The following is a 22,834-nucleotide window of genomic DNA, read 5'->3' as shown; positions in this document are numbered from 1 at the left end:
AGTCGTATAAGACCCCGGACCCCAAATAAAAAAACGCCGCTTTAGACGGCGTTTTTTTTATTATGTTATATTCGGATGCTCTCTTCTTTTTCTCTGATTAAATCAGAGCGTTCCGCTTTCGCCAGCTTCGTAAAGAGCAAGATGCCGATTCCCGAAAGCACTTCAACCAAACCGCCCGCCGCGATGACTTTACCGGAACCGAAAGCATTTGCGGCATATCCGCAGAGGACGGCGCCGAGCGGGATGGAGATATTAGAGATCATATGAATGACCGCGTAGACTTGCGGCTGATCATCGTGATCGACAGAGGTCTGGATAATGGTATATTCCGGCACGTTGATGGCGCTGACCGCAGAACCGAACGCAAAGGCGGCGAAGAATACAAGCGGCAAAAACGTGTTTATGCCGGTGATGAAAAACGCGGCGCCTTCAATGATCCCCGCCGATACAAATAAGAGCCCGTATTTGTTCACCTTCACCTTAGCCAAAATAAATCCCATTAAAAACGCTCCTCCGGTGCCCGTTGCCTTCAGAAGAGAGAAAACAAGCGGCGGCATGTTTAATTCTTCTGAGACATATACAGCCGAGAGCGCTTCCCACGGAGCGGCCGCAAAATTCATGAAAATACAGTAAATCGCAAGCGGAAACAAAATCTGGTGCTTTCTGACAAGGGTGAATCCCCGTTTGAGCCTGCCAAAATAGGTCCCCCGCTGTTTAACGGCGACAGCCTCTGTTTTTGCCTGCTTCACTTGATATGTAATAAAAAGAACGAGAAAACCTGATAGAAGATAGAATATAAGTGCAATAAACATGGAATAGACGGGACTGATGAAGGTTAAAAACACCCCGCTTAACGTAATCGCGGCAAGCCTCACAATCTGGCCGGATGACTGAATAACCGCATTCGCTTTCTGCAGGCTGTTTTCTCCGACAATATTGGGGATTAAGGAAATAGAGGCGGGATTATAGGCAGCTCCAGTCGCCGAATGGACAATCATCAGAAGCATGACAAACCATAAGGGCGAGAATCCGTTGAAATAACAGATCGGAATGATTAAGACGACCGCAGCGCGTGTGATATCAGAGAAGTACATCCAGAATTTCAGCGTATGCTGCTTCATAAATGGCCCGGTAATCGGCGCCAGCATCGCCTCCGGAAGAAATGTAACGGCAATTAAAAGCGCTGTGCCGATCGCGCCTTCCCCGTCAAAAATCAGAAACCAAAGAATTGAATTAAAGGCAAAGCCGTCTCCGGACAATTTGATAAGCCTGGAGATAAATAGAAAGGTGAAATTTTTATGCCAGATGCTCTCGCTCTTATTATATGTATCCATCTATCAAATCCCCCATTTTTTTACAATGTTTCTTATAATATCTCATTGTTTCATTTTTCAGTCAATAATTCATAAGATACATTTTCCTATGGGCAATAGGGGATCAATTGAGCGATAAATAAAAAAACAGCCGGCAGGGCGAATTTACCGGCTGTGAAAAACTTATTTATCGTCTCGGAATACGGCGGCGCTTCTTTCATACTCGATATCATTAACTTCTTGTCTTGCGTTTACCGCTCTCGCGGCAGCAAAGAAATAATCTGACAGGCGGTTCAAGTAACGCAGCACCGCTTCATTTATGTTTTCAGTTTTTCTCAGTTTTACCACGATCCGTTCCGCCCGCCTCGTGATGGTCCGCGCGATATGCAGCTGCGCAGCCGCCTTGTGCCCGCCAGGCAGAATAAATTTCTCAAGCGGCGGCGCCTCAGCCGTGTAACGGTCAATGCAGGTTTCTAAAAAGGAAACTGATTCATCTTTCAGTTTATATTCCTTATGTTCGGTAACCGTCGCCAAGTCGCCGCCGCAGTCAAACAGCTCATGCTGAATGTTTTGCAGCTCGGCTTCCAGATCGCCGCAGTCCGTGCAGCCGGAAAGCTCCGCGAGCGCGAGCCCGACAAAGCTGTTCAGCTCATCAATCGTCCCGTAGCTTTCGACCCGGAGACAGTCTTTGTCCGCTCTTTTGCCGATTAGGCTCGTTTGTCCTTTATCGCCTGTTTTCGTATACAGTCTCATGGACTATATCCCTCCTTCTTCCGCTGCTTTTACGCAATGTTTCACGCCGCGGCGGATGATCTGCTCCGCATGGCTGACATCCGGTTCATGTCCGGTTTGCGAAGCGGCAATGATGATATCGCCTTTTGCTTGTTTGCCGAAAAGGGCTTGCGTTCTCGCTTCACTCGCCGCCATTAAAAGCCTTGCAAACGCTTGATCAGATAAAGAGCCGCTGACCAGCACCCAAAGGCTGTGATGCGCTGTCACGGCAATGCATACCGAGTCAAACGTGCGGCAAACATAATCGTTCTCTTTGTCGCCGCATGCGCTGACAAGCCGGCGGCTCCATGAGAAACCTGTGCCGTCAGCCGCCGTTGACAATAATCTCAGCGGCCGGTCTGTATGGAGCGTCACAGTATTGCCTCTTTTGTTTATAAGAGATGAAAAGGGAACGGAAACCGGCCCTTTTTCATCCCCATCCTCCGGCACAATCGCGATAAGCGGTTTAGGCGACGTTTCCTGATGAAAAGCGCTGACGTTTGTGCCGTATATGTCTTCGATTTTCTGTTTCGCCAAGGCTTGCTCCGGCGGTTGTTTCGGATAAGCGCAGCCTTCTTTCATCATTAGCAGATAATCACAGTATTGGCTTGCGGCATTAAGATCGTGAAAAATACTGACTGCCGTAAGCCCTTTTTCTCTCGTCAGCCGCTTTACGATATCGAGCAGGTCTTTTTGATATTTGAGGTCGAGAAATGTCGTCGGCTCGTCAAGGCATAAAATATCCGGCTGCTGGGCCAAGGCTTGAGCCAAATAGACACGCTGCCGTTCTCCGCCGCTCAGATGCTGGACGGGGTGATGCGCATATTGAGCGATGCCCGCCATTTCCATCGCTTCCTGAACGATTTCTTCATCTTTTAGATTCGTCTGTCTGAATAGCCCTTTTTGAAAGGGATATCTGCCGAAGGACACCGTTTCTTTCACGGTAAATGTAAAGGCTTGTTCTGTATGCTGCGGCAAAACGGCCATGATTTTCGCAAGCTCCCTCGGCTTATATGCGCCGACGGGCCTGCCGCAGAGAAGCACATTCCCTTTTGCCGGAGCCATCATTCCTGTCAGCAATTTCATGAGCGTTGTTTTTCCGGAGCCGTTCGGGCCGAGGATGCCCAGGAATTCACCCTTTTCAGCCGTAAAATTGACATCCTTCACGATCAGCCGCTCCCCGTATCCTCCGGTCAGGCTGTTAACCTCTATCATAAGCGTTTCCCTCCATGATGCTGACGAAGCAGAATCAGTGCGAATACGGGCGCTCCCGCCAAGGCCGTCATAATGCCGATCGGCAATTCGACCGGTTCAATCACGGTCCGGGAAAACAAGTCTGCCAGGATGAGAAAACCGCCGCCCGTCAATGCAGACAGCGGCAGCAAATGGCGGTGGTCCGTTCCCCATAGAAGCCGTGTCACATGAGGAATGACAAGACCGACAAATCCGATGGTTCCCGATACGGCCACGGCTCCTCCCGTCAGCAGAGAACCTGCAATGATCATGAGCAATTTTCTTCTCTGGACACTGACGCCCAAGAGCTTCGCCTTTTCATCCCCATAGGTCATGACGTTTAATTCTCTCCCGTTGATGAGCAAAAGCGCCGTCCCGGCCAGAAAAAAAGGCAGAAACAGCGCGATATAGCCCCAGCCCCTCATCGACACGCTGCCTAACAGCCAGCGGACGATCGGCAGCAGATCATTTCCCGTTAAGGCGATCACAAGAGAAATGAGGGCGCCTAAAAATGAATTCATGATAATACCGGTCAAAATGAGCGTTGAAACAGACATGGACGCATGGACGAGCCGGCTGAAAAACAGCACCGCCGCCATGGCCGCAAGGGCTGCGGCGACACTGATAACCGGCAGTGTAAAGCGTCCGAAGAAGGGAATCTGAATACCGAAAAACAAGGTCATGACAGCTCCCGCGGAGGCGCCTGAGGAAACACCGAGCGTATACGGATCGGCGAGCGGATTTTTCAGAAGCCCCTGAAAAGCCGCCCCCGCGATCGAAAGCGCTGCTCCGACAAGAGCCGCCAGAACGACTCTCGGCAAACGGATATTCATCATAATATTAGTATACATAGGATCAACAGAAGACGTCCGGCCGATTGCAATCATAACGACATCGGATACGGGAATACGCAGGCTCCCGATAGAGATGCCGAGCATCATACAGATGGCTAAAAACAAAAGGCTTATCGTATAAGCCAGTGCGCGGTTATTTTTTAAACGTGTCAGGATAAACGCTTTCTGCAAGTTTCTCGACCCCTTCTGCAAGGCGCGGGCCTGAGCGTGTGACAAGGTCAGGATCAATAGAATATACATGATGGTCTTTCACCGCATTGACGGCACCCCAGCCGGCGCGTTTTTCCACTTCAGCGGCTTTTACGCCGTCCGTCGTAATGATCACATCAGGATTCAGTTTCACAATCGCTTCATCCGTCAGCTGCACCCATCCGCTTTGTCCGCCGGCGGCGTTTTTCGCGTGTATATCCTCAAGCATTTCGTTCATAAACGTGCCTTTGCCCGTCGTGTAGCCGTCAGGAGACACCTCGACAAATACTTTCTTTTCATCTTTTTCAGAAATGGAATCCGCCTTTTTTTCTATGGCAGAAAGGTCCGATTTCATTTTTCCGACTAAGCGGTCTGCTTGCTTCTCTTTGCCGGCCGCTTTTCCGATCATATTGATAGACTTGTACACTTCTTGGAATGATTGCGCGTCATTGACCGTCAGGACGGTGATTCCCGCATCTTTTAATTGCTTCATCGCATCAGCCGAAGCCGACATGGATGACGCGTGTGCCAGAACGAGATCAGGTTTCAGCGCGATCACCTTCTCGGCGTTAATATTCATATCTCCGACTTTCGCGATTTTTTTTGTTTCCTTTGGATATGTATCATTTGTCGTGACGCCGACGACCTTATCTCCAAGCCCCAGAGCGTATGTAATTTCGGTATTGCTCGGCATCAGCGAAACGATTTTTTTCGGTTCCTTGTGAATGGTTACTTTTTCATTTGCGGCATCCTTGATGGTAACCGGGAATGCCTCGGTTGAGACGGCCTTTTGTTTTGTCCGGCTCCCTTCTTCGCGGCCGCCGGAACAGCCGGCTATCAGGATCGCGGTGACAAGCAGCGCCGTCCAGATTGCGGTGATTTTTTTCATTCTTTATACTCCCCCTGCTTGTGATAAACGATTTGTCCCTTTGACATTCGTATCCTTTTTTCGCAGTAATTATACTATATGTCTGTCAAGCTTGTATATCAGTCCTTTTTGCATGAAAGCAGATTGTTCGTAAACACTAAAATTCATCGAGTATACTGTTACATTATCGTGCAAAAGGGAGGATCATCATGCAATTACAGCTTGAACAGAAGCTCGTTCTCATTACAGGGTCAACTTCAGGCATCGGAAAAGCCGCCGCGAAAAGCTTTTTAGCCGAAGGAGCCTCAGTGATTGTGAACGGGAGAAAAAAAGACACCGTTGAGCGGACGGTTGAAGAGCTTTCCCCATACGGTACGGTTCACGGCATTGCCGCCGATTTATCACGCCAAGAGGAGGCCGACGAGCTGATAGAACAGGTCAGCCGTATCGGAGAAACGGATATTCTCGTGAATAACCTCGGCTTTTTCGAAGTGAAGGACTTTGCCGAGGTAACAGATGGAGAATGGAGCCGGTATTTCGAGGTGAATGTTATGAGCGCCGTCCGCCTGTGCCGCCGCTATCTGCCGCAAATGCTTGAGAGAAACAGCGGGCGGATTTTGAACATTTCCAGTGAAGCGGGTGTCAAACCGCTTGCGCAAATGATTCCATATTCAATGACTAAAACAGCCTTGATCAGTTTATCCCGAGGAATGGCGGAAATGACAAAAGGCACAAAAGTCACCGTCAACTCCGTGCTGCCGGACCCACTTGGACCGAGGGCGTCGCTTCATACATGGAAGGGGCCGCAAAAGCTGCCGGTGAAGATACGGATACCTTTGTCAAAGATTATTTCAAAGTGAACGAGCCGACATCGCTCATTCAGCGTTACGCGACTCCTGAGGAAGTAGCCAATACGATTGTATTTCTCGCGTCTGAGGCGGCTTCTGCCATTAACGGCACCGCACAAAGGGTCGAAGGCGGCATTATCCGCTCCATTTAACCGCACAAAAAAGCCCGGCACAAGGGGGGGCAGTCCCCTCAGATGTGCCCGGGCTTTTTTTATACAACGCCTGCAAAAGGGACCGGCTCCCAGCCCCCCGTCTCAAGCTCGATGGAAAACAGGCCGCCCGCGTGCGGCTGTTCGAGTCTCTCGGCTTCCGTCATTTTTTCCGTCGCGGTCGTAATATACAACGTTTTCAGCTCTTTGCCTCCGAATGCACAGCAGGTGACGTACTTTGCGGGAACGTCAATTGACGCGATTTCTTTATGCTGAAATGGATCAATCTGAACGGCCCGTCCGCCTCCGAATAAAGCCACCCACAGCATCCCGTTTTGGTCAATGGTCATCCCGTCAGGAGACCCGTCCGATTCCGGAAATCGATAGACGGTTTTGGGATTTGATACGTCCCCGGTTTCAGGATCGTATGTGTAGCAGACGATTTCCTGTGTCGGAGTATCGATATAGTACATCAGGTTTCGATTCCGATCCCAGTCCAATCCGTTGGAGGTGGAGACTTGATCCTTGATTTTCACAAGGCTGCCATCCGTGTTAAACCGATACAGCGAAGCCTCCTCCTCCTTTCCTTCCATACTCGTCGTTCCCGCCCAAAGCCTTCCGGACGGGTCACATTTCGCGTCATTGAAGCGGATGCCGTCCCGCATGTCCTTCGGCCGCTTCATTTTTGTCAATGTATCTTCCTGAAGATGATAAAGATAAAACCCGTCCTTCATCGTCATGACCAATTCTTCCTTTGAATACAAAGCAAGCGCCGTCACAAACGATTTAAATTTAACGGAACGGTTTATACCGTCAGCCGGGGTGAACATATGGAGCTGGCTGCCCAAAATATCCACCCAGTACAGGCATTCTTTCTCCTTGTCCCATAAAGGGCCTTCTCCGATAACTGCTCTCGTATCTGCTTGTAATGCTGCTTCCACGTTTAAACACCTCATTTGCTCGTCGTTCTCTTATTGTTATTCCCGACAAAGCGGCGTCCAAACTTAATCTTTTTTAAAAAGAATCGTAATTACCGTTCCCGCGTTGATTCTGCTGTTGACATGGATGGTTCCGTTATGGAGATGAACGAGCTCCTTGGCAATCGCAAGCCCGAGTCCCGTGCCTTCTGACGGACCCTTCGTATTCGTTCCGCGGTAATAGCGGTTAAACAGCTGATGGATGGTTTCTTCGTCCATCCCTCTGCCGTTATCCTTGACCTTCAGAATGAGCTGTTCGGCTGATTCCTCAAGCACGACCTGAATGGCCGTTCCTTTTTTATTATGCTTCACCGCATTCGCCAGCAGATTCTCCAGGATGCGGCGGAACCACGCTTCGTCAATCGCGAAAAGAATGTCTTCATTTTTCGTTGAAAACGTAATGTCATAGCCTTCTGAAAATGTATTCTTCGTAAAATCATTCGTAACGTTTCTGATAAAGGGAACGACGCTGATCATTCTTCTTTCGATCGGCAGAGCGGCGTTCTTCAGCCGGTACGTCAAGTTTAAATCCTCAATCAGCTTAGACATGTATTCTGATTTTTCTCTGACGATCTGCCCCATTTCTTTGACTTCTTCCGGCGTCCAGTCGTATTGTTTTGACTCCAGCATCATGCTGTAGCCGTAAATCGTGCTGAGCGGCGTTTTTAAATCATGGGACAGACCGGCGATCCATTCTTCCCTTGTCGTCTGAATTTTTTCCCTGTTTTCCTTATCCCGTTTCAGCGTGTCGGTCAGCTGATCCATTGATTCGAAAATCTCGGAGAAAAAGCGGAACGGCTGCTTTGTTTTGCCTTTTTTGTTTTTGCTGACCGGGCGGCCTTTTCGGTTGCGCGGCTCCTCAAGCCGGCCTTTCGATAAGTTGACGAGCCATCTGATCGTGTGAAAAAGCGGCCATCCGAAACGGAAGGAATACCAAATCGTCAGCATGCAAATCATGAAAACCAATACTCCGATCAGCAGAAACAGGGTTTTCAGCACATTTTTCAAAAATGATTTATTAAATTCATGATCGGGAATATAAACGGGATTCGGAACCGTCGCGACCATCCATTTTGTTTTATTAATTCTTTTAAAGGAAAATTCCCGCTTATAATTCCACGGCTTTGAACTGTATTTCAAAAGTTCGAGCTCATTTATATTTTCCCGCTCTTTTTTCGTGCTGTTGATATCTCCGAGCAGTCTGCCGTTGACCTCAAGAAGATACACCGCGCCTTTCTCCCGTTTAATAAAATCTTTTGTGCTTTTTTTGTATTGAGAAAGCGAAGAAAGGGACGGTTCATGCGACTCGATGTATGTGAGGAGCTGTTCGCTGGCAGATTTCCAGCCGAACAAAATTAAATAAGTCTCATCATTAATCGTGACGGTCCAATAGTTCAGCTTATAGTTGTCAAAATTTTTGTTCTGGTAAATGGATAAGAGCTCTTTTCTGCTGTAATGGCTCGGCACATCTCTCGGCACACGGTAAGCATAATCTGTTTTCTCCTGGTCATTAATAATTTGCAGCCAGCCTTGCTGTTTTCTGACCGACATTTTTAAAAATTCATCGACGTCCCATGACCCGTCCTCATTTTTATCAAGCCATGCTTCAAAAGAGTCAGCCGTCGCTTTTGTAAGACCGGCGTTGGCTTCGGCTTCACTGAAGCGCCAATCCAAATAGAAAAACGAAGCGATGGCCATGGCGGTAATCAGCAGGATGACAAGCAGGAGCTGCCCGAAAAAATGGAGCAGAAATTTTCCGCGCATCCTCATGATTGGGTTCCTTTTTCTCCTTGATCAGGAATGAACCGGTATCCGAGGCCGCGCACGGTCACGATATAATCTGGATTGCTTGGGTCCTTCTCAATCTTTTCTCTGAGCTTGCGGATGTGCACCATGACCGTATTGTTGTCACCGTAGGACGGGTAACCCCATACTTTTTCATAGATTTGATCCTTTGAGAGCACCACATTGGGATGCTCGCAGAAAAACTGCAGCAATTGCAGAAGCTGAGCGGAGCAGCTGACGGGCTGGCCGCCGACAATCAGCTCGGCGTTTTGCGGCGAATATGAGAAATAATCGTATGAATACGTCTTCCCCGCTTCTTCATCTTCCCGCTTATATGTTCTCTTTAAGTGCGCTCTGATGCGCGCCGCCAATTCGAGCGGGTTAAACGGTTTCGTTATATAATCATCTGCTCCCAATGCAAATCCTGACAGCTTGTCCGCGTCAGACGACCGGGCAGTCAGAAAAAAGATCGGAGCGTCGGTATAGTCTCGTATTTCCGTGCACGCTTCAAAACCGGTCATCCCTTCCATCATGACATCCAGCACGATCAGATCGACGTTTTCATGCTTGACATGCTCGATGGCTTCCTCAGCGCTTCCGGACGACTTTACGTTATGGTAGCCTTCTTTGACGAGAACGCGTTTGACCATATCAACAATCGCCTTCTCATCGTCTACAATTAAAATTGACGCATTTTCCACTTTGACGTTCCTTTCTCTCTGTTTTTTTTCATCATATCATTATATGGATGAAATTTGGTACTTTTTTAGTGCGGAGGTAATGCGGGGCACAGAAAAGAAAAACGAGACCGGACAGCTGCTCTCGTTTTTCTCGTATGTGATGGCGGAATATAGTTGAAGCCGCCGTTCGCCTCAGGAGTTTTCGTTAATAAAATGAAGAATAAATTCCCAAAATCCCGGTACTTCCTGGCATAACAGCATGTCCGCTTTCTCAAATATCTTGATCTTCAGTTCCTGTTCCAAATCCTCTCTTTCCTGGTAAGAAGTATTGCTCAGTTTTTTTTTTATCATTGGTGAAAAACGTGAAATGAGGTATTCCATTTCGTCAATATCTGTTTTCTCTTTGTTGCAATCAAATGGCCCGTTCACTGCTTCTTTTCCCCCTTTTTTTGCTTGTCCAGCTGTTTTCTGAGATTGTCCAGCCCCTTTTTGTGAATATTGGAAATGTTTTGCCGCGATTCGCCTAACGACTCGGCAATCTCCTTCATTGTCGCCCCGTGAAGGTAAATGTTCGTTAATACACTTTTTTGTTTATCTGTTAATGTTTGAAGCGCTTCGTACAAATCCCGGTTTTGGACATGCTGGCTCAAATCTCCCTGCTGCCGCAAAAACTCTTCATACGCATCTTTCCCCATTTCATAAGGAAGCGGCTCACCCCCTTCCGGCTGATCAACCGTCAGCGGATACCGCTTTTGGTTTTTCCGGATGCGCTTGTCAAAGTCGATGGAGAAAATCCGGATCATAGAGTTCATATATTTAATGATCCGGATTTCCTTATAAAACTGCTTAAAGTTTTCGTCCAGTGATTTTGCATCCTTCTCATTTGAGTGTTCCATCACATTTTTGAACTGCTCGTAATGCTGCGGGTCGCTCAAAAAATGTTTGACAATAGGGTGTTTCATAATTTCCTTGCATTTTGACCGTAAAAGAACTTGATAGTCCATAAAACCGCCTCCTAATTACATTAAATGAAAGAAAACAAAAAAAAGTAAACTACTCCTTTCCGACTAAGGTATCTTATCCCTTATGGCCCAGTTTTTTTTTCGGAGCAAAAAAAGAACCGCTCCCGGCTTTCAGGTTTACGATATCCGTTCTTTCTTTCACTTATATATACGACTGCTGATCAAGTCAGGAGGTGGTTGGAAATGGATCAGGTTTTTATAGAAGAAGTTGTGAGACAAATCGGCAATCTCGGTTTCCCTGCACTTATTGCCATGTACCTTCTCACCCGGTTTGAGAAAAAGTTTGACCACCTGATCGAGCTGATGACGGAACTGAAAGACCAGAAGATGAAAAATTAATTTTCGAACGAAGTTGACTTTTCATCGGAACGCATCACTTAACTAAACAGAAGGGAAAACGAAAGGCCTTTCACATTCTCTTTCTGGCAAAAAACATAGTTTGAGAGGAGACGATTTACATGTCAAAAGAAAACAACTGCAATATCCCGCAGCCGATCAGAGGAGACAAAGGGGCTACAGTCACCATTCCCCGCAACCTTGAAAGGGACCGCCAAAACCCTGATATGCTGGTGCCGCCGGAAACAGATCACGGTACAGTCGACAACATGAAATTCTCTTTCTCAGATGTTCACAACCGGTTAGAAAAAGGCGGTTACGCCCGTGAGGTAACCGTTCGCGAGCTGCCGATCTCAAAAAACCTGGCTTCTGTCAACATGCGGTTAAAACCCGGCGCGATTCGCGAGCTGCACTGGCATAAGGAAGCGGAATGGGCTTATATGATTACAGGCAAAGCTCGGATTACCATTGTTGATGAACTGGGCCGCAGCTTCATTGATGATGTGAAGGAAGGGGATTTATGGTACTTCCCGTCAGGTCTTCCCCACTCCATTCAGGGGCTTAAAGAAGGCTGTGAATTCCTGCTTGTCTTTGATGACGGGTCATTCTCTGAAAACAGTACGTTCCAACTAACAGACTGGCTTGCCCATACGCCTTTGGATGTTATCGCGAATAACTTCGGGGTAACGGAGAAGGAGCTTGCCAATCTTCCGGCGAAAGAGAAATATATCTTTGAAGAACCGGTTCCGGGCTGCCTGAAGGATGACATTACAGAAGGGCCGAACGGCGAACCGCCTTACCCATTCACCTACCGTCTCCTCGATGAAGGGCCGACTGCGGAAACAGACGGCGGAAAAGTATATATCGCCGATTCTACAAACTTCAAAGTGTCAAAAACAATTGCTTCAGCGCTTGTTGTGGTAGAACCCGGCGCAATGAGAGAATTGCACTGGCATCCGAATACGCACGAATGGCAATATTATATTTCCGGCAAAGCGCGTATGACGGTGTTTGCTTCTGACGGGCATGCGAGGACCTTTAACTATCAGGCGGGCGATGTCGGTTACGTTCCATTCGCGATGGGCCACTATGTTGAGAACCTTGGAGATGAGCCGCTTGTTTTCTTAGAAATCTTTAAGGATGATCACTATGCCGATGTGTCACTGAACCAATGGCTTGCCATGCTTCCTGAGACATTCGTTCAGCAGCACCTTGATTTAGGCAAAGACTTTACGGATATCCTTTCAAAAGAAAAACATCCTGTTGTGAAAAAGAAAAAATAAAGACACAAATTGACTTGCAGAGGTTCGTCTCTGCAAGTTTCCTCTGTGTGAAAAGGAGCTGAACAGATGATCACTCAACACAACCCGAAAGAGTTTTTTCTTCAGGTGCTTCAATATGCGGCGGCAGCGGCAGCCGTATTATTCGGTTATTTTATCGTAATGATGACAGTGTTTTCTTTAGCGGGGACGAGCTATGGGTCAATTGCGTACGTCCTGCTTTTTGCCGTGCTTTTTATTATTCTCGGATTATGCTTTGAACCGTTTGAACGGCTGATGATACATAGCTTCACTTTTTTTAAAACGGGCAGGCTGTCTTTTGTCCTTTCAGCCAGCACCGTTCAGCTGTTATTTCTCTGGATGACCGCCTATACGACAGATGAGCTGATTGGGAATGTTTGGCTGTCCACGACGGAAGAGCTGATTGTAGCCGCCGTATTTTTCGGTCTGGATAAATGTTTTTCCGGCCATAAAAACACACGGGCACACTAAAAAACGCAGGCCGGATGGCTGCGTTTTTTTGCGTTACATCGTTACGCTTTCTTGCTGGATTAAATCGTAGGTTAAGCAAACGGGTTTGTTCGTGCGCGGGTCTTTGACGATTTGCGCGTCAATATGAAAGACCTCTTCCAAAATACCGGGTGTCATGACTTCCTCCGCTGTCCCTTCCTTAATGACCCTCCCTTTTTTAAGCGCGATCATGTAATGGGAAAAACGTGCGGCATGGTTCAAATCATGAATGACCATCAAAATGGTGCGGCCCTGCTCTTTATTTAATTGATCCAGCAGCTGCAAAATTTCAAGCTGATGGGCAAGATCTAGATATGTGGTCGGTTCATCGAGAAGAAGCAGCTCTGTTTCTTGAGCAAGCGCCATGGCGATCCACACACGCTGCCGCTGCCCTCCTGATAGCGCCTCGATCGGACGGTCGTGAAAAGCGGCCATTCCCGTCTCCTCAAGGGCCCACTTGATCATATCGCGGTCTTTTTCACTCAGACGCCCCATTCCGGACTGATGCGGAAACCTGCCGTAGGAGACAAGTTCGTATACGGTCAGCCCGCTCGGCGCTTCAGGCGTCTGCGGAAGGATCGCCATTTCCTTCGCTATATCCTTCGCAGACATTTGCATGATCGCCTGTCCGTTAAGATAGACGGCGCCGGATTTCGGACGCATGATTCTGGACATCGTTTTGAGAACCGTCGATTTTCCGCAGCCGTTAGGACCGATTAATGTTGTGATTTTTCCTTTTGGTATGGCGATTTGCAAATCTTTCGCAATCAAACGGTCGCCATAGCCGACAGTGAGCTGTTCTGCCAATAATGAATTCATCGCGGCAGTCTCCCTCCTTTATTTCGTTTTCATCAGCAAGTAAATAAAATACGGCGCCCCGAGCACGGAAATCACCAAGCCGACCGGAACCTCCGACGGAGCGAGGACATTTCTCGCCAGCGTATCAGCCAGCAGAAATAAAAACGCGCCGATTAAAGCCGAAACGGGGATAAGCGTTTGATGGCGCGGGCCTGTCAGCCTTCTTGCCAAATGCGGCGCAATCAAGCCTAGAAACGCGATCCCGCCAGCAGCAGCGACACATGAGGCAGCCAGCGCAACGGCAGCAATCAGCAAAATGCGCCGTTCCTTTTCAACCGCTGTTCCAAGCCCCGTTGCCAGTTGATCCCCAAGCTGGAGCACATTTAAATACCGGGCTTTATACAGGCTGAACGGCAGGAGAAACAAAAGCCACGGCAAAATGGACAGCACCATCTTCCAATTGGCGTTCCAAATCGAGCCGGAAATCCACACCAGCGCCTGCATGAAGTCTCGCGGCTCCATTTTCAGCTGAAAAATCAGCAATAGAGCGTTAAACCCCGCATTTACGCCAATCCCGACCAAAATGAGCCGAACAGGCGAGACTCCTTTTTTCCAGGCCAGCACATATATAAGAAGCGCAGCGATAAAGGCTCCTGCCAACGCACTTACCGGCAGCAGCCACGTGCTGAACATGCTCAAATCAGCAGCAGTCCCCTTGAAAAAGAAAATAAAAAGGACAACGGACAGAGAAGCCCCGGCATTAATGCCGAGAATGCCCGGCTCTGCCAAATCATTTTGGGAAACGCTTTGCAAAATCGCGCCTGATACCGCAATTCCGGCGCCGACCAATAAGGACAGCACCATGCGCGGCAATCTGAATTCAAATAAAACAAGCTGGTCACGAGCGTCTCCCTGTCCGAAAAAGACACGAAGCGTTTCTAAAGGAGCAATGCGGATGACGCCCATGTTTAAGCTGATAAAAAAGACCATTAATATAAGAAGAAACGTAACGGCCATGACGGCCAGCGGTTTTTTCGTCTTCATTACAGCCCTCTCCTTTCCCTGCGCGCCAAATAAAAGAAAAAGGGAACGCCGATAAGGGCGGTCAAAGCGCCGACCGGTGTTTCAAACGGCGCATTCACGAGTCTTGCGGCAATATCACTGAATACAAGCAGTACAGCGCCGAAAACCGCTGAACAAGGGATAATCCACCTGTAATCAACCCCGACCAAAAAACGGGTGATATGCGGAATGACCAGGCCGATAAAGGAAATGGCTCCGGCGACTGAGACAGAAACGCCCGTTAACAGGACAACGACAAGCATTCCGATCACTTTCACAAGCGCTGTATATTGCCCAAGCCCCTTAGCCAGCTCTTCCCCTAAACTAAGCACCGTCACTGAGCGCGCAATAAGAAATGCGAGCACCAATCCGATGGCCCCGACAACCAAAAGCAGCTGAACGCCCTGCCATTTCACGGATGCGACTCCGCCTGCATACCAAAACTTCACATCTTGGGCAACATCGAAACGGATCGCAATCGCACTTGACAGCCCCGTTAAAAAGTAACTGACGGCCGTACCGGCCAGCGCTAGCTTCACCGGTGTCAGCCCGCCTTTGGAAAACATACCGATGCCAAAAACCGCAAGAGCCCCGATCCCCGCTCCGGCGAAGGACCATAATACAAGCCCGGCAGCGGACAATGCCGGAACAAAAGCAAACGCCAAAGCGATCGCAAACCCTGACCCTGATGTCACTCCCATAATGGAAGGCTCCGCCAGCGGGTTCCGCGTCAGTCCCTGCATAATAGCCCCGGACACAGCTAAAAAAGCCCCGACGAGCGCGGCGGCAGCGGTTCTCGGCAGCCTGAGATCACGTATGATCTGGTGGGATGTATTTTGCGGCTGAAAGTGAAAAAGAGCATCCCACACCGTTCGAAGATGAATATCAGCAGCACCGACAGAAACGGAAAGAGCTCCGCCGATCAGTAAGACGGCGATACCTGAGCAAAGCAAAATGACCGCTCTGAAGGAACGCGCCGTCCACTGAATTTCGGTCCCTGAAGCTCCTTGAGCCGTCATTGTCTGTTTCTTTTTCAATAGACCCAACACTCGTTCTTCCTTTCTCAACGACTATAGTGATAATGATTATCAATAACTTTTCTCAGTATAGCATCTTTATCTTCCCTTGTAATAGACTAAAATCATATAAAAAAGAAAGATTTCATAAAAAATAGCGTGCTTCTCTGAAACGGCAATGATATAATCACACTGATAATGATTCTCTTTATCACCCATAATCTATGAAAGAAGGAATGTCAGATGTTCCATACATACAAGAAGATCGGCACCGCCCTCATTGCCGTGCTGCTCATCACCGCTTTGGCCGCTTGCGGTAATTCATCAGACACGAAAGGTTCTTCTAAAAAAGAAGAAACCGTCACATATAAAGCCGAAAACGGCAATATCAAAATACCGAAGCACCCGAAACGGGTTGTCGTCATGGCTGACGGCTACTACGGCGACTTTAAACAGCTCGGCATCAACGTTGTCGGCGCACCGGAAAACGTATTTAAAAACCCTTACTACAAAGGAAAAACAAAAGGTGTTACAAATATCGGCGACGGCACCTCCGTTGAAAAAATCATTGACTTAAAGCCGGATTTAATCGTCGTCTGGACGACACAGGGCGCAGATATAGAAAAGCTTGAAAAAATCGCCCCGACGGTCGCCATCAAATATGACAAACTGAACAATATTGACCAGTTCAAAGAGTTTGCGAAAATGACAGGCACAGAAGATAAAGCCGGCAAATGGCTAGCCGAGTGGGATAAAAAAACCGCAGCCGCTAAAACAAAGGTTCAAAAAGCGGTCGGCTCGAAAACCATCTCCATTATGCAGACAAACGGTAAAGATATTTACGTATTCGGCAAAGACTTCGGCCGGGGCGGAAGCATCATTTACGACAAACTGGGACTCAAGGCTACAAAGCTGACGAAAGAAAAAGCCATTAATCAGGGACCTGGCTATGCCAGCATTTCACTTGAAAAACTGCCTGACTTCGCCGGAGACTACATCTTTATGGGACCGTGGCAGGCAGGCGGCGACACAGGCGTGCTCGACAGTCCGATTTGGACAAACCTCGATGCCGTAAAACAAAAGCATGTGTACCATATTGACCCGATCGGCTTCTATTTCTCTGATCCGATCTCGCTTGAAGGCCAGCTTGACTACATGACGAAAAGTTTAACAAAGTAACCGGGGAGCCGCTAAAACAGCGGCTCTTTTCTGCAATATCTTAACAAAAAAAAAATTTATGCCAAAATTTGCATTTTTGGTTCAACGTGTATAATAAGATTCTCCCGGGCGGGGGAATCTTATTTTTTATATGGGGGAAGCAAAATGAGTCGAGTGTAACATCCTTACTATCAGCTTTCGGGCGGGCCTATCCGTATTGACTGTGGGAACAAAGTGAAGATGGCTCGGAATTTGAAGATTAGCACCTTCCAGCCTTTTTATTTTACTTTCCTGTGAAGCCGGGTAATCAATTTCAAAAATGCCTAAGCTGTTTTCCAATTCCGGATGCCGGAAACAAAACGTATCTAACCCGGCTCCGAGTATGACATACTGCTCTGCTCCCAGCATCACTTCGTTAAGCAATACTTTTTCGCAATACGAGGCACGTGCTAAGGGTGTTGGAGAAAGCTGGACTTGGGTAATCCATTTCAGCATTTCTTCCGGATCATCCAGAAACCGTTGAGCAAAATCTTTGCTGAAAAATGGTATACCTTGCATCATATGGCTTTGATGTCTGAAAACTCTTTTTGGGAAATTAGATCCTGTGCGATAAAGTCGTCAAAAATTTTGGGACTATCCCGATGGACTTCACCAGTCCGTTTTCTTTTCAACAGCTAAACGATCATGGCTTTGGCTGCAAAAAAACCTTTTTCAGCCTTTTGGGCGTTTCTTATTATGTTACGAAAGAGGACATTGCCCGCTTATTCAAACACTTATTTGCCCAAGTCCCCTCAGGAAGTTCTATCGTTTTTGATTATGCGGATGAAAAACTCTTTGAAGAAAAAGGGATGTCTGACAGAGTTGAGCATATGGTACAAATGGCGGCAGCGGGCGGAGAGCCAATGAAGTCGTGTTACGTATGATGAAATCGAGAAAATGTTAGAAGCAGCAGGTTTACTCATTTATGAACATTTATCACCAGCTGCGATCCATGACCTTTTCTTTCGCAATCGCACGGATTATTTGTCCGCATTTGAAACGATTCATTATATTCACGCTGTAAAAAAATAAGCTTACACAAAAAAGACACCTCACATCTGTGAAGTGTCTTTTTTTTCATACCGTCTGTTTGCCCTTGATAAATTTCTTTGACACAAACGGATATATGATCAATCCGACGAAAAACAGTCCGATGCCGAGAATAAAAGTCGTTAAATCGGCAGTTCCGGTCACAATCACGTATATAGAGTATACGCAGGCGAGGATAGCGATAATGCCGTCCCTCACTCTTGAGCCCTTCAGCTGATCATACGTCTCACCTTTCCATATGAGCTTCAGGCTGTAGATGGCCGATACAAGATATGGAATCAAATACGCGAGCGTCGCCGCCGTCGTCAAAAATGTAAACGCGTCACTAATCGTCCGGGAAATGACCGAAAAGATAAAGATTTGAGACATCACGTTCGTCACGATAAGCGCAACAACCGGACTGCCCTGTTTATTTGTTTTTGCAAAAACAGCGGGAAAGTCGCCTGATTTCGCCGCTTGATACGGAACCTCGGAGCCAAGCAGAATCCATCCGAGCATCGTGCCGAACAAACAAAGGATGGCCAAAATCGCCATAATGATGCTCCCCGCGCTGCCGACAATCGCGTACAGCACGTCAACAAACGGTTTTTCAGAGCCGACAAGCTTATCATGCGGAAGCACGCCCATCGTAATCAATGTGACGATGATATAGATGCTCAGCGCGATTAACAAGCCGGTAATGGTCGCGCGTTTGACGTCACGCTGTGAGCTCGCGCGGCCTGATAAAATAACGGCCGATTCAATTCCCACGAATGCCCATAATGTTGAAATCGCCGCATTGTGAATTTGGCCGCCGATTCCGTCCACTGTATGAGAAGCGCTTTGAACGGGAAAATAAAAATGATCAAAAAACGAGGTTTGAAACACAAACAAACCTGCAATGATAAAAAAGATAAATCCTAACACTTTTGAAAACGTCGTTATGAAATTCAACTTACTCGCGCCGTTAATGCTGGAAACGAGAATCGTATGAGTACCCCACAATAAAACCGTACATACGGCAAACGTCAAAAGCTGTCCGAGCGTGACTGTTTGGCTGCCGAGCGAAAACATAACGCGCTTATCCGTTAAGATTGGGAAAAACGATGTTAAATACCCGGCAAGGCTTGTGATGATTGCCACGTTGCTGATCCAGCTCGCTACCCAGTACCCCCAGACCATTGTAAATCCGGCGGCGTTGCCTTTTTTCGGATCATTAAACAGCGACCTTGCATAGCTTTGCGGACCCGCCGTCAGCTCAGGCTTGCGTATCGATAAGTGCCCGAACACAAGCGCAATCATTAAAACGCCGGCTCCCGTTAAGAGCCATGCGGATGCAGCGCCGAGCGGACTCGCGATGGCTGCAAGCGAGCTCGGCAGCGAAAAAATGCCCGAACCCACCATATTTCCTACGACAAATGCCGTTAATAACCAAAAACCCCATTTTTTCGTCTGTTCCATTCCAGTACCTCCAGATTATTCATTCGTAAGGACCAGACCCTGAGACCACATTTACGCACAAAAAAAGCCTGAACAAAAGTCCATGCTTAAAGAAACACACACCCTTGATCTCCGGATAGCCCTCCGCGAAAAAGCACGCGGCAGTCCTGCACTTATTCAGATACAGTCCCAGCATAAAGAAGGATCGGCTTTCTTTACACTTCGGCGCTGATGCCTTTAACACATGTTTTGCGGCCCCTGTCGGCCTGGCATGTGCGACTCATCATCAAGCGCAACCTCTACCTCACCGAGAAAGAGTGAGGATTTTTATCATTCAATTCTAATCAGAGGTTATCAGAGATAAAAAGATCTGTCAAAGGGAATTAGATGGAAAACGGATAGAGCGTTTGCCCTATCCGATTGATGTGTCAGCGGTTGTTTTTTTTCTTTTGAACAGCTTCTTGAAGCGGATCGTCTTTAAGAGCGGCACCGGCGTCGTCAAGCGCGCCTTGCATGATGTTTTTGTCTTTATCGTTGTTTTTTCCTTTTTCTTTGTTAAAGAAAGCCATCAGTATCACCTCTTTATGAAAAATGGGTACACCTATAATGTGGCTTTTTCCGCAGCATAATATGCGAAAATTCGCGGCTCCTTCCTTTTGGCGGAACAGGTAAAGTTTGTTGCTCAAACATGCATTCTCTTGATATATTTGTAATTCAGGGGATTTTGGCAAAAATAAAAAGGAGAAGCGAAAATGACAGGAAAAACACACATCATGGGAGGCATCGCTTCTTGTTCGGCAATCGCTTATTATTACGGATTTGATCCGGTCCTTATGACGGCATCAGGAGCCATAGGGGCGTTAATTCCCGATATATGCCACACGAAAAGCAAAATCGGCAGAACGCTGCCTTTACTGTCCAAAGTCGTGAGCACGGTATTCGGCCACAGAACCTTTACACACAGCCTGCTGTTTATGCTCCTTATGTTTTTGATCACGGCAGCATACATTCCGAATGAAAGCGTCTCGGCAGGGCTGATGATCGGGATGGCGAGCCACCTGGTGCTGGACGCATGGACGGTTAACGGAATTAAACTGCTGTTTCCGTCAGCGATCCGCTTCCGGCTTCCTTTATACATGAGGACGGGAAGTTTTTCGGAACAGCTTGTGCTGGCCGGCTTAACGATTGTATCCTGCTATTATTTTTACGAACTGTTTCACGGCCGCATCTCATAAACGAAAGCGTTCGGGATCATGACCGGCGCTGCGAGGGTGAGGAGTCATACATATGAAAGAAACCTTCATAAGAAAACAATGGTTTTTATGCCTGTCGATTCTGTTTATGTGGATAAAAACCTATCTCGTCTATAAACTCGGCTTTGAATTGCAGATTAATTCCTTGCTGGAGGAATGCCTGCTTCTCATCAATCCGCTGAGCTTTATTCTGCCGCTGTTTGGGATCGGGCTTTTGCTGACAGAAAACAAACAGCGGATGTTTTTGCTCGCCGCCAATGTCATTTTGACGGGGATTTTAATCGCAAACACGGTTTTTTACGGGTTTTACATTGATTTCATTACCATTCCGGTTTTGTTTCAGGCCAGCAATATGGGCGATATGGGGAGCAGTGTCCAAGAGCTGTTTCACCCGCTTTATATCGCTTTGTTTATAGATATTGCACTTCTTTTTTATCTTGGGAAAAGGAACGCGTCCGTCAGAGAAAAAGCGGGCATCCGCACCGTCAAGACGTACGCCTGGGTTTCGGCCGGTCTGATTCTGTGCAATCTTGCGCTCTCGGAAGCCGAGCAGCCGAAGCTGTTCACACATCCCTTTGACCGCGAAGCGCTTGTGAAAGGAATCGGACTGTTCCACTTTCATTTGTATGATACCGTTTCGCAAACCCTTTATGCCGGCGCAAAAGCGTTTGCTGACGAAGACAGTCTGGCAGCAGTTGCGAATTACACCCAAGCGGATTACAGCAAACCGTCTGAAACGAAGTTCGGGCTGGCAAAAGGGCGCAATGTGATCTTTGTCACTCTCGAATCAACGCAGAGTTTCGTCATGAATAAGCGGGTAAACGGACAGGAGATTACCCCGTTTATGAATAAACTGCGAAAAAAAAGTTTTGATTTCACCCATTTTTATCAGCAGACCGAGCAAGGAAAAACATCTGACTCAGAATTTATCACCGCCAATTCGTTATATCCGTCTTCAAGCGGCGCCGTTTTTTTTACAAAAAGCGGCCATCAGTTCAATACGACGTACCATACGTTAAAAGACCATGATTACTATTCCGCCGTGTTTCACGCCAACAATAAGGCCTTTTGGAACCGGGATGAGATGTATCAGACATTTGGAATTGACCGTTTTTTTGACGTGAATGAATTTAAGGTAACACCGGAAACGTCCACAGGCTGGGGGTTAAAGGACAAAGAGTTTTTGGAGCAGTCCGCGGCAAAATTAAAAAAACTGCCTCAGCCCTTTTACAGCAATTTACTTACTTTGACCAACCACTTCCCGTTTGAAATCGGGGAACGCGATAAACTCATTGATGAATCAGACTCAAGCAGCAGCTTATTAAACCGCTATGTGACGACCGTCCGCTACGAGGATGAAGCCCTGAAGCATTTTTTCAAAAAGCTGAAAGAAGAAGGACTGTATGACAACGCGATGATCGTCCTGATGGGAGATCATTACGGCATCTCGGAAGCGCATAATAAAGGGCTCGCCGAGTTTTTAGGAAAAGAGGAGATCACTCCGTACGACACGGTTCAGCTTCAGCGCGTGCCGTTTATCATTCATATACCGGGAGTGACTGACCGCGCGCCCGAAACGATTTCTTCGGCGGGAGGTCAGGTTGATGTGAAGCCGACCTTATTGCACCTTCTCGGTATTGAAACGAAAGGCAGCATTCAGTTCGGCAATGATCTGTTTTCTAAAGAAAGAGCGCCGTTCGCCGTTTTGAGAAACGGCAGCTTTATCACGAAGGATCATGTTTATACGAAAAACACGTGTTACCGCCGCAAAACAGGCGAACCCCTCCCTGAAGACCGTGCGTGCAGGCATGATAAAGAGAAAGCGGAACAGGAGCTCATGCTTTCAGATAAAGTATTGAACGGCGACTTGCTTCGGTTTTACAAACAATAAAAAAATCCCTCCGTTTCCGGGACTGACCCCCTAGAATGAGACAAATAAAAAACACCTTTAAGTTAAAAAGCGGGTATGGAATACCTGTAAACAACTTGGAGGTGTTTTTCTATGGGCAAAAGAGTAAGCTATCCAACTGATGTAAAAATGAAAGCCATCAAAATGCGGCTGGCCGGGGTGCCGGTGAAGGAAGTCTTAAAAGAATTAAACATCCGAAACAAAACGCAGCTTAAAACATGGATGAAATGGTACAAAGCAGGCGAACTCCACCGTTTTGAACAGCCGGTGGGCAAGCAGTATTCCTTCGGAAAAGGGCCTGAATATGAAAATGAA

At 47.5% G+C, this 22,834-nt stretch carries 21 protein-coding genes, 4 pseudogenes and 1 riboswitch; of the genes and pseudogenes, 9 read left to right on the top strand and 16 right to left on the bottom strand.

Annotated features, from left to right (window positions below; all coding sequences use genetic code 11):
* Window positions 1-65: 65 nt before the first annotated feature.
* The 5 genes from J7E26_RS12335 to J7E26_RS12315 all read right to left on the bottom strand — a co-directional run bounded on the left by J7E26_RS12335 (window position 66) and on the right by J7E26_RS12315 (window position 5,249).
* On the bottom strand, window positions 66-1,334 hold the full coding sequence (locus J7E26_RS12335) for an MFS transporter (RefSeq protein WP_214803148.1): 1,269 nt from the start codon (window positions 1,332-1,334) through the stop codon (window positions 66-68).
* A 162-nt stretch (window positions 1,335-1,496) separates the two neighbouring features.
* Complete coding sequence (locus J7E26_RS12330; RefSeq protein ID WP_214803146.1) at window positions 1,497-2,066, bottom strand: cob(I)yrinic acid a,c-diamide adenosyltransferase; 570 nt, start codon at window positions 2,064-2,066, stop codon at window positions 1,497-1,499.
* Window positions 2,067-2,069: 3 nt separating this feature from the next.
* The gene (locus J7E26_RS12325; RefSeq protein WP_214803144.1) at window positions 2,070-3,299 is read right to left on the bottom strand and encodes an ABC transporter ATP-binding protein; all 1,230 of its coding nucleotides are present in this window, start codon (window positions 3,297-3,299) and stop codon (window positions 2,070-2,072) included.
* On the bottom strand, window positions 3,296-4,342 hold the full coding sequence (locus J7E26_RS12320; protein ID WP_214803141.1) for a FecCD family ABC transporter permease: 1,047 nt from the start codon (window positions 4,340-4,342) through the stop codon (window positions 3,296-3,298). The genes J7E26_RS12325 and J7E26_RS12320 overlap by 4 nt, the downstream gene beginning before the upstream one ends.
* The gene (locus J7E26_RS12315) at window positions 4,305-5,249 is read right to left on the bottom strand and encodes an ABC transporter substrate-binding protein (protein ID WP_214803139.1); all 945 of its coding nucleotides are present in this window, start codon (window positions 5,247-5,249) and stop codon (window positions 4,305-4,307) included. Before J7E26_RS12315 ends, J7E26_RS12320 begins: the two co-directional genes overlap by 38 nt.
* Window positions 5,250-5,437: 188 nt before the next feature.
* Between J7E26_RS12315 and J7E26_RS12310 the strand changes: the two are divergent.
* Window positions 5,438-6,228 (top strand): annotated as a pseudogene (locus J7E26_RS12310) (SDR family NAD(P)-dependent oxidoreductase).
* A gap of 59 nt (window positions 6,229-6,287) precedes the next feature.
* Here J7E26_RS12310 and J7E26_RS12305 read toward each other — a convergent pair.
* The 5 genes from J7E26_RS12305 to J7E26_RS12285 all read right to left on the bottom strand — a co-directional run bounded on the left by J7E26_RS12305 (window position 6,288) and on the right by J7E26_RS12285 (window position 10,629).
* Window positions 6,288-7,166 (bottom strand): SMP-30/gluconolactonase/LRE family protein, encoded by an 879-nt coding sequence (locus J7E26_RS12305; protein ID WP_214803134.1) that lies wholly within the window; start codon window positions 7,164-7,166, stop codon window positions 6,288-6,290.
* A gap of 63 nt (window positions 7,167-7,229) precedes the next feature.
* The gene (locus J7E26_RS12300; RefSeq protein ID WP_214803132.1) at window positions 7,230-8,972 is read right to left on the bottom strand and encodes a HAMP domain-containing sensor histidine kinase; all 1,743 of its coding nucleotides are present in this window, start codon (window positions 8,970-8,972) and stop codon (window positions 7,230-7,232) included.
* Entirely contained in the window at window positions 8,969-9,688 is a 720-nt protein-coding gene (locus J7E26_RS12295; protein ID WP_214803129.1) for a response regulator transcription factor, read from the bottom strand. Before J7E26_RS12295 ends, J7E26_RS12300 begins: the two co-directional genes overlap by 4 nt.
* Window positions 9,689-9,859: 171 nt before the next feature.
* Window positions 9,860-10,096, bottom strand: a complete 237-nt coding sequence (gene rsoA, locus J7E26_RS12290; RefSeq protein ID WP_214803126.1) for a sigma-O factor regulator RsoA — start codon at window positions 10,094-10,096, stop codon at window positions 9,860-9,862.
* Entirely contained in the window at window positions 10,093-10,629 is a 537-nt protein-coding gene (locus J7E26_RS12285; protein WP_214803671.1) for a sigma-70 family RNA polymerase sigma factor, read from the bottom strand. Before J7E26_RS12285 ends, rsoA begins: the two co-directional genes overlap by 4 nt.
* A gap of 243 nt (window positions 10,630-10,872) precedes the next feature.
* Between J7E26_RS12285 and J7E26_RS12280 the strand changes: the two genes are divergently transcribed.
* The 3 genes from J7E26_RS12280 to J7E26_RS12270 all read left to right on the top strand — a co-directional run bounded on the left by J7E26_RS12280 (window position 10,873) and on the right by J7E26_RS12270 (window position 12,797).
* Entirely contained in the window at window positions 10,873-11,028 is a 156-nt protein-coding gene (locus tag J7E26_RS12280; protein WP_064485277.1) for a YvrJ family protein, read from the top strand.
* Window positions 11,029-11,147: 119 nt separating this feature from the next.
* A complete protein-coding gene (locus J7E26_RS12275) occupies window positions 11,148-12,308 on the top strand; it encodes an oxalate decarboxylase family bicupin (RefSeq protein ID WP_214803124.1) in 1,161 nt (386 codons plus the stop codon).
* Between the two features lie 66 nt (window positions 12,309-12,374).
* Window positions 12,375-12,797: a regulatory YrvL family protein gene (locus tag J7E26_RS12270; protein ID WP_251034668.1), complete on the top strand. Its 423-nt coding sequence runs from the start codon at window positions 12,375-12,377 to the stop codon at window positions 12,795-12,797.
* 33 nt (window positions 12,798-12,830) lie between these two features.
* Here the strand turns inward: J7E26_RS12270 and J7E26_RS12265 are convergent, their stop codons facing one another.
* The 3 genes from J7E26_RS12265 to J7E26_RS12255 are packed head-to-tail and all read right to left on the bottom strand — an operon-like array spanning window position 12,831 to window position 15,694.
* Window positions 12,831-13,634, bottom strand: a complete 804-nt coding sequence (locus J7E26_RS12265; RefSeq protein ID WP_214803122.1) for an ABC transporter ATP-binding protein — start codon at window positions 13,632-13,634, stop codon at window positions 12,831-12,833.
* A gap of 18 nt (window positions 13,635-13,652) precedes the next feature.
* Window positions 13,653-14,657, bottom strand: a complete 1,005-nt coding sequence (locus J7E26_RS12260; protein ID WP_214803121.1) for a FecCD family ABC transporter permease — start codon at window positions 14,655-14,657, stop codon at window positions 13,653-13,655.
* Window positions 14,657-15,694: a FecCD family ABC transporter permease gene (locus J7E26_RS12255; RefSeq protein WP_214803666.1), complete on the bottom strand. Its 1,038-nt coding sequence runs from the start codon at window positions 15,692-15,694 to the stop codon at window positions 14,657-14,659. Before J7E26_RS12255 ends, J7E26_RS12260 begins: the two co-directional genes overlap by 1 nt.
* A 240-nt stretch (window positions 15,695-15,934) precedes the next feature.
* Between J7E26_RS12255 and J7E26_RS12250 the strand changes: the two genes are divergently transcribed.
* Window positions 15,935-16,870, top strand: a complete 936-nt coding sequence (locus J7E26_RS12250; protein ID WP_214803120.1) for an iron-hydroxamate ABC transporter substrate-binding protein — start codon at window positions 15,935-15,937, stop codon at window positions 16,868-16,870.
* A gap of 204 nt (window positions 16,871-17,074) precedes the next feature.
* Here the strand turns inward: J7E26_RS12250 and J7E26_RS12245 are convergent.
* Window positions 17,075-17,487 (bottom strand): annotated as a pseudogene (locus tag J7E26_RS12245) (class I SAM-dependent methyltransferase); the annotation flags it as partial.
* Between J7E26_RS12245 and J7E26_RS12240 the strand changes: the two are divergent.
* Window positions 17,485-17,920, top strand: a pseudogene (locus J7E26_RS12240) (class I SAM-dependent methyltransferase); the annotation flags it as partial. The pseudogenes J7E26_RS12245 and J7E26_RS12240 overlap by 3 nt on opposite strands.
* 45 nt (window positions 17,921-17,965) lie before the next feature.
* On the opposite strand, the gene J7E26_RS12235 reads toward J7E26_RS12240, so the two are convergent.
* Both J7E26_RS12235 and sspJ read right to left on the bottom strand, forming a co-directional pair.
* Complete coding sequence (locus J7E26_RS12235; RefSeq protein WP_214803118.1) at window positions 17,966-19,378, bottom strand: amino acid permease; 1,413 nt, start codon at window positions 19,376-19,378, stop codon at window positions 17,966-17,968.
* 108 nt (window positions 19,379-19,486) lie between these two features.
* Window positions 19,487-19,667, bottom strand: a riboswitch (Lysine riboswitch).
* 118 nt (window positions 19,668-19,785) lie between these two features.
* The gene (gene sspJ, locus J7E26_RS12230) at window positions 19,786-19,926 is read right to left on the bottom strand and encodes a small acid-soluble spore protein SspJ (protein WP_061522295.1); all 141 of its coding nucleotides are present in this window, start codon (window positions 19,924-19,926) and stop codon (window positions 19,786-19,788) included.
* Between the two features lie 183 nt (window positions 19,927-20,109).
* On the opposite strand from sspJ, the gene J7E26_RS12225 reads away from it, so the two are divergent.
* The 3 genes and pseudogenes from J7E26_RS12225 to J7E26_RS12215 form a co-directional block, all read left to right on the top strand.
* Complete coding sequence (locus J7E26_RS12225; protein WP_214803117.1) at window positions 20,110-20,592, top strand: metal-dependent hydrolase; 483 nt, start codon at window positions 20,110-20,112, stop codon at window positions 20,590-20,592.
* Between the two features lie 52 nt (window positions 20,593-20,644).
* A complete protein-coding gene (locus tag J7E26_RS12220) occupies window positions 20,645-22,501 on the top strand; it encodes an LTA synthase family protein (protein WP_214803115.1) in 1,857 nt (618 codons plus the stop codon).
* 111 nt (window positions 22,502-22,612) lie between these two features.
* Window positions 22,613-22,834: pseudogene (locus J7E26_RS12215) on the top strand (helix-turn-helix domain-containing protein); the annotation flags it as partial.

Origin of the sequence: Bacillus sp. ISL-51 (assembly GCF_018613535.1) — a bacterium.
GTDB lineage: Bacteria > Bacillota > Bacilli > Bacillales > Bacillaceae > Bacillus.
The sequence above is the reverse complement of the archived record's forward strand: the minus strand, read 5'-3'. Positions and strand labels throughout refer to the sequence as shown.

Bases quoted from the DNA above. Each gene is read 5' to 3' on its own strand.
- J7E26_RS12330 (WP_214803146.1), bottom strand. From the start codon at position 2,066: ATGAGACTGTATACGAAAACAGGCGATAAAGGACAAACGAGCCTAATC.
- J7E26_RS12275 (WP_214803124.1), top strand. From the start codon at position 11,148: ATGTCAAAAGAAAACAACTGCAATATCCCGCAGCCGATCAGAGGAGAC.
- J7E26_RS12250 (WP_214803120.1), top strand. From the start codon at position 15,935: ATGTTCCATACATACAAGAAGATCGGCACCGCCCTCATTGCCGTGCTG.
- J7E26_RS12325 (WP_214803144.1), bottom strand. From the start codon at position 3,299: ATGATAGAGGTTAACAGCCTGACCGGAGGATACGGGGAGCGGCTGATC.
- J7E26_RS12315 (WP_214803139.1), bottom strand. From the start codon at position 5,249: ATGAAAAAAATCACCGCAATCTGGACGGCGCTGCTTGTCACCGCGATC.
- J7E26_RS12225 (WP_214803117.1), top strand. From the start codon at position 20,110: ATGACAGGAAAAACACACATCATGGGAGGCATCGCTTCTTGTTCGGCA.
- J7E26_RS12285 (WP_214803671.1), bottom strand. From the start codon at position 10,629: ATGAAACACCCTATTGTCAAACATTTTTTGAGCGACCCGCAGCATTAC.
- J7E26_RS12270 (WP_251034668.1), top strand. From the start codon at position 12,375: ATGATCACTCAACACAACCCGAAAGAGTTTTTTCTTCAGGTGCTTCAA.
- J7E26_RS12300 (WP_214803132.1), bottom strand. From the start codon at position 8,972: ATGAGGATGCGCGGAAAATTTCTGCTCCATTTTTTCGGGCAGCTCCTG.
- sspJ (WP_061522295.1), bottom strand. From the start codon at position 19,926: ATGGCTTTCTTTAACAAAGAAAAAGGAAAAAACAACGATAAAGACAAA.
- J7E26_RS12260 (WP_214803121.1), bottom strand. From the start codon at position 14,657: ATGAAGACGAAAAAACCGCTGGCCGTCATGGCCGTTACGTTTCTTCTT.
- J7E26_RS12265 (WP_214803122.1), bottom strand. From the start codon at position 13,634: ATGAATTCATTATTGGCAGAACAGCTCACTGTCGGCTATGGCGACCGT.
- J7E26_RS12255 (WP_214803666.1), bottom strand. From the start codon at position 15,694: ATGACGGCTCAAGGAGCTTCAGGGACCGAAATTCAGTGGACGGCGCGT.
- J7E26_RS12335 (WP_214803148.1), bottom strand. From the start codon at position 1,334: ATGGATACATATAATAAGAGCGAGAGCATCTGGCATAAAAATTTCACC.
- J7E26_RS12235 (WP_214803118.1), bottom strand. From the start codon at position 19,378: ATGGAACAGACGAAAAAATGGGGTTTTTGGTTATTAACGGCATTTGTC.
- J7E26_RS12280 (WP_064485277.1), top strand. From the start codon at position 10,873: ATGGATCAGGTTTTTATAGAAGAAGTTGTGAGACAAATCGGCAATCTC.
- J7E26_RS12220 (WP_214803115.1), top strand. From the start codon at position 20,645: ATGAAAGAAACCTTCATAAGAAAACAATGGTTTTTATGCCTGTCGATT.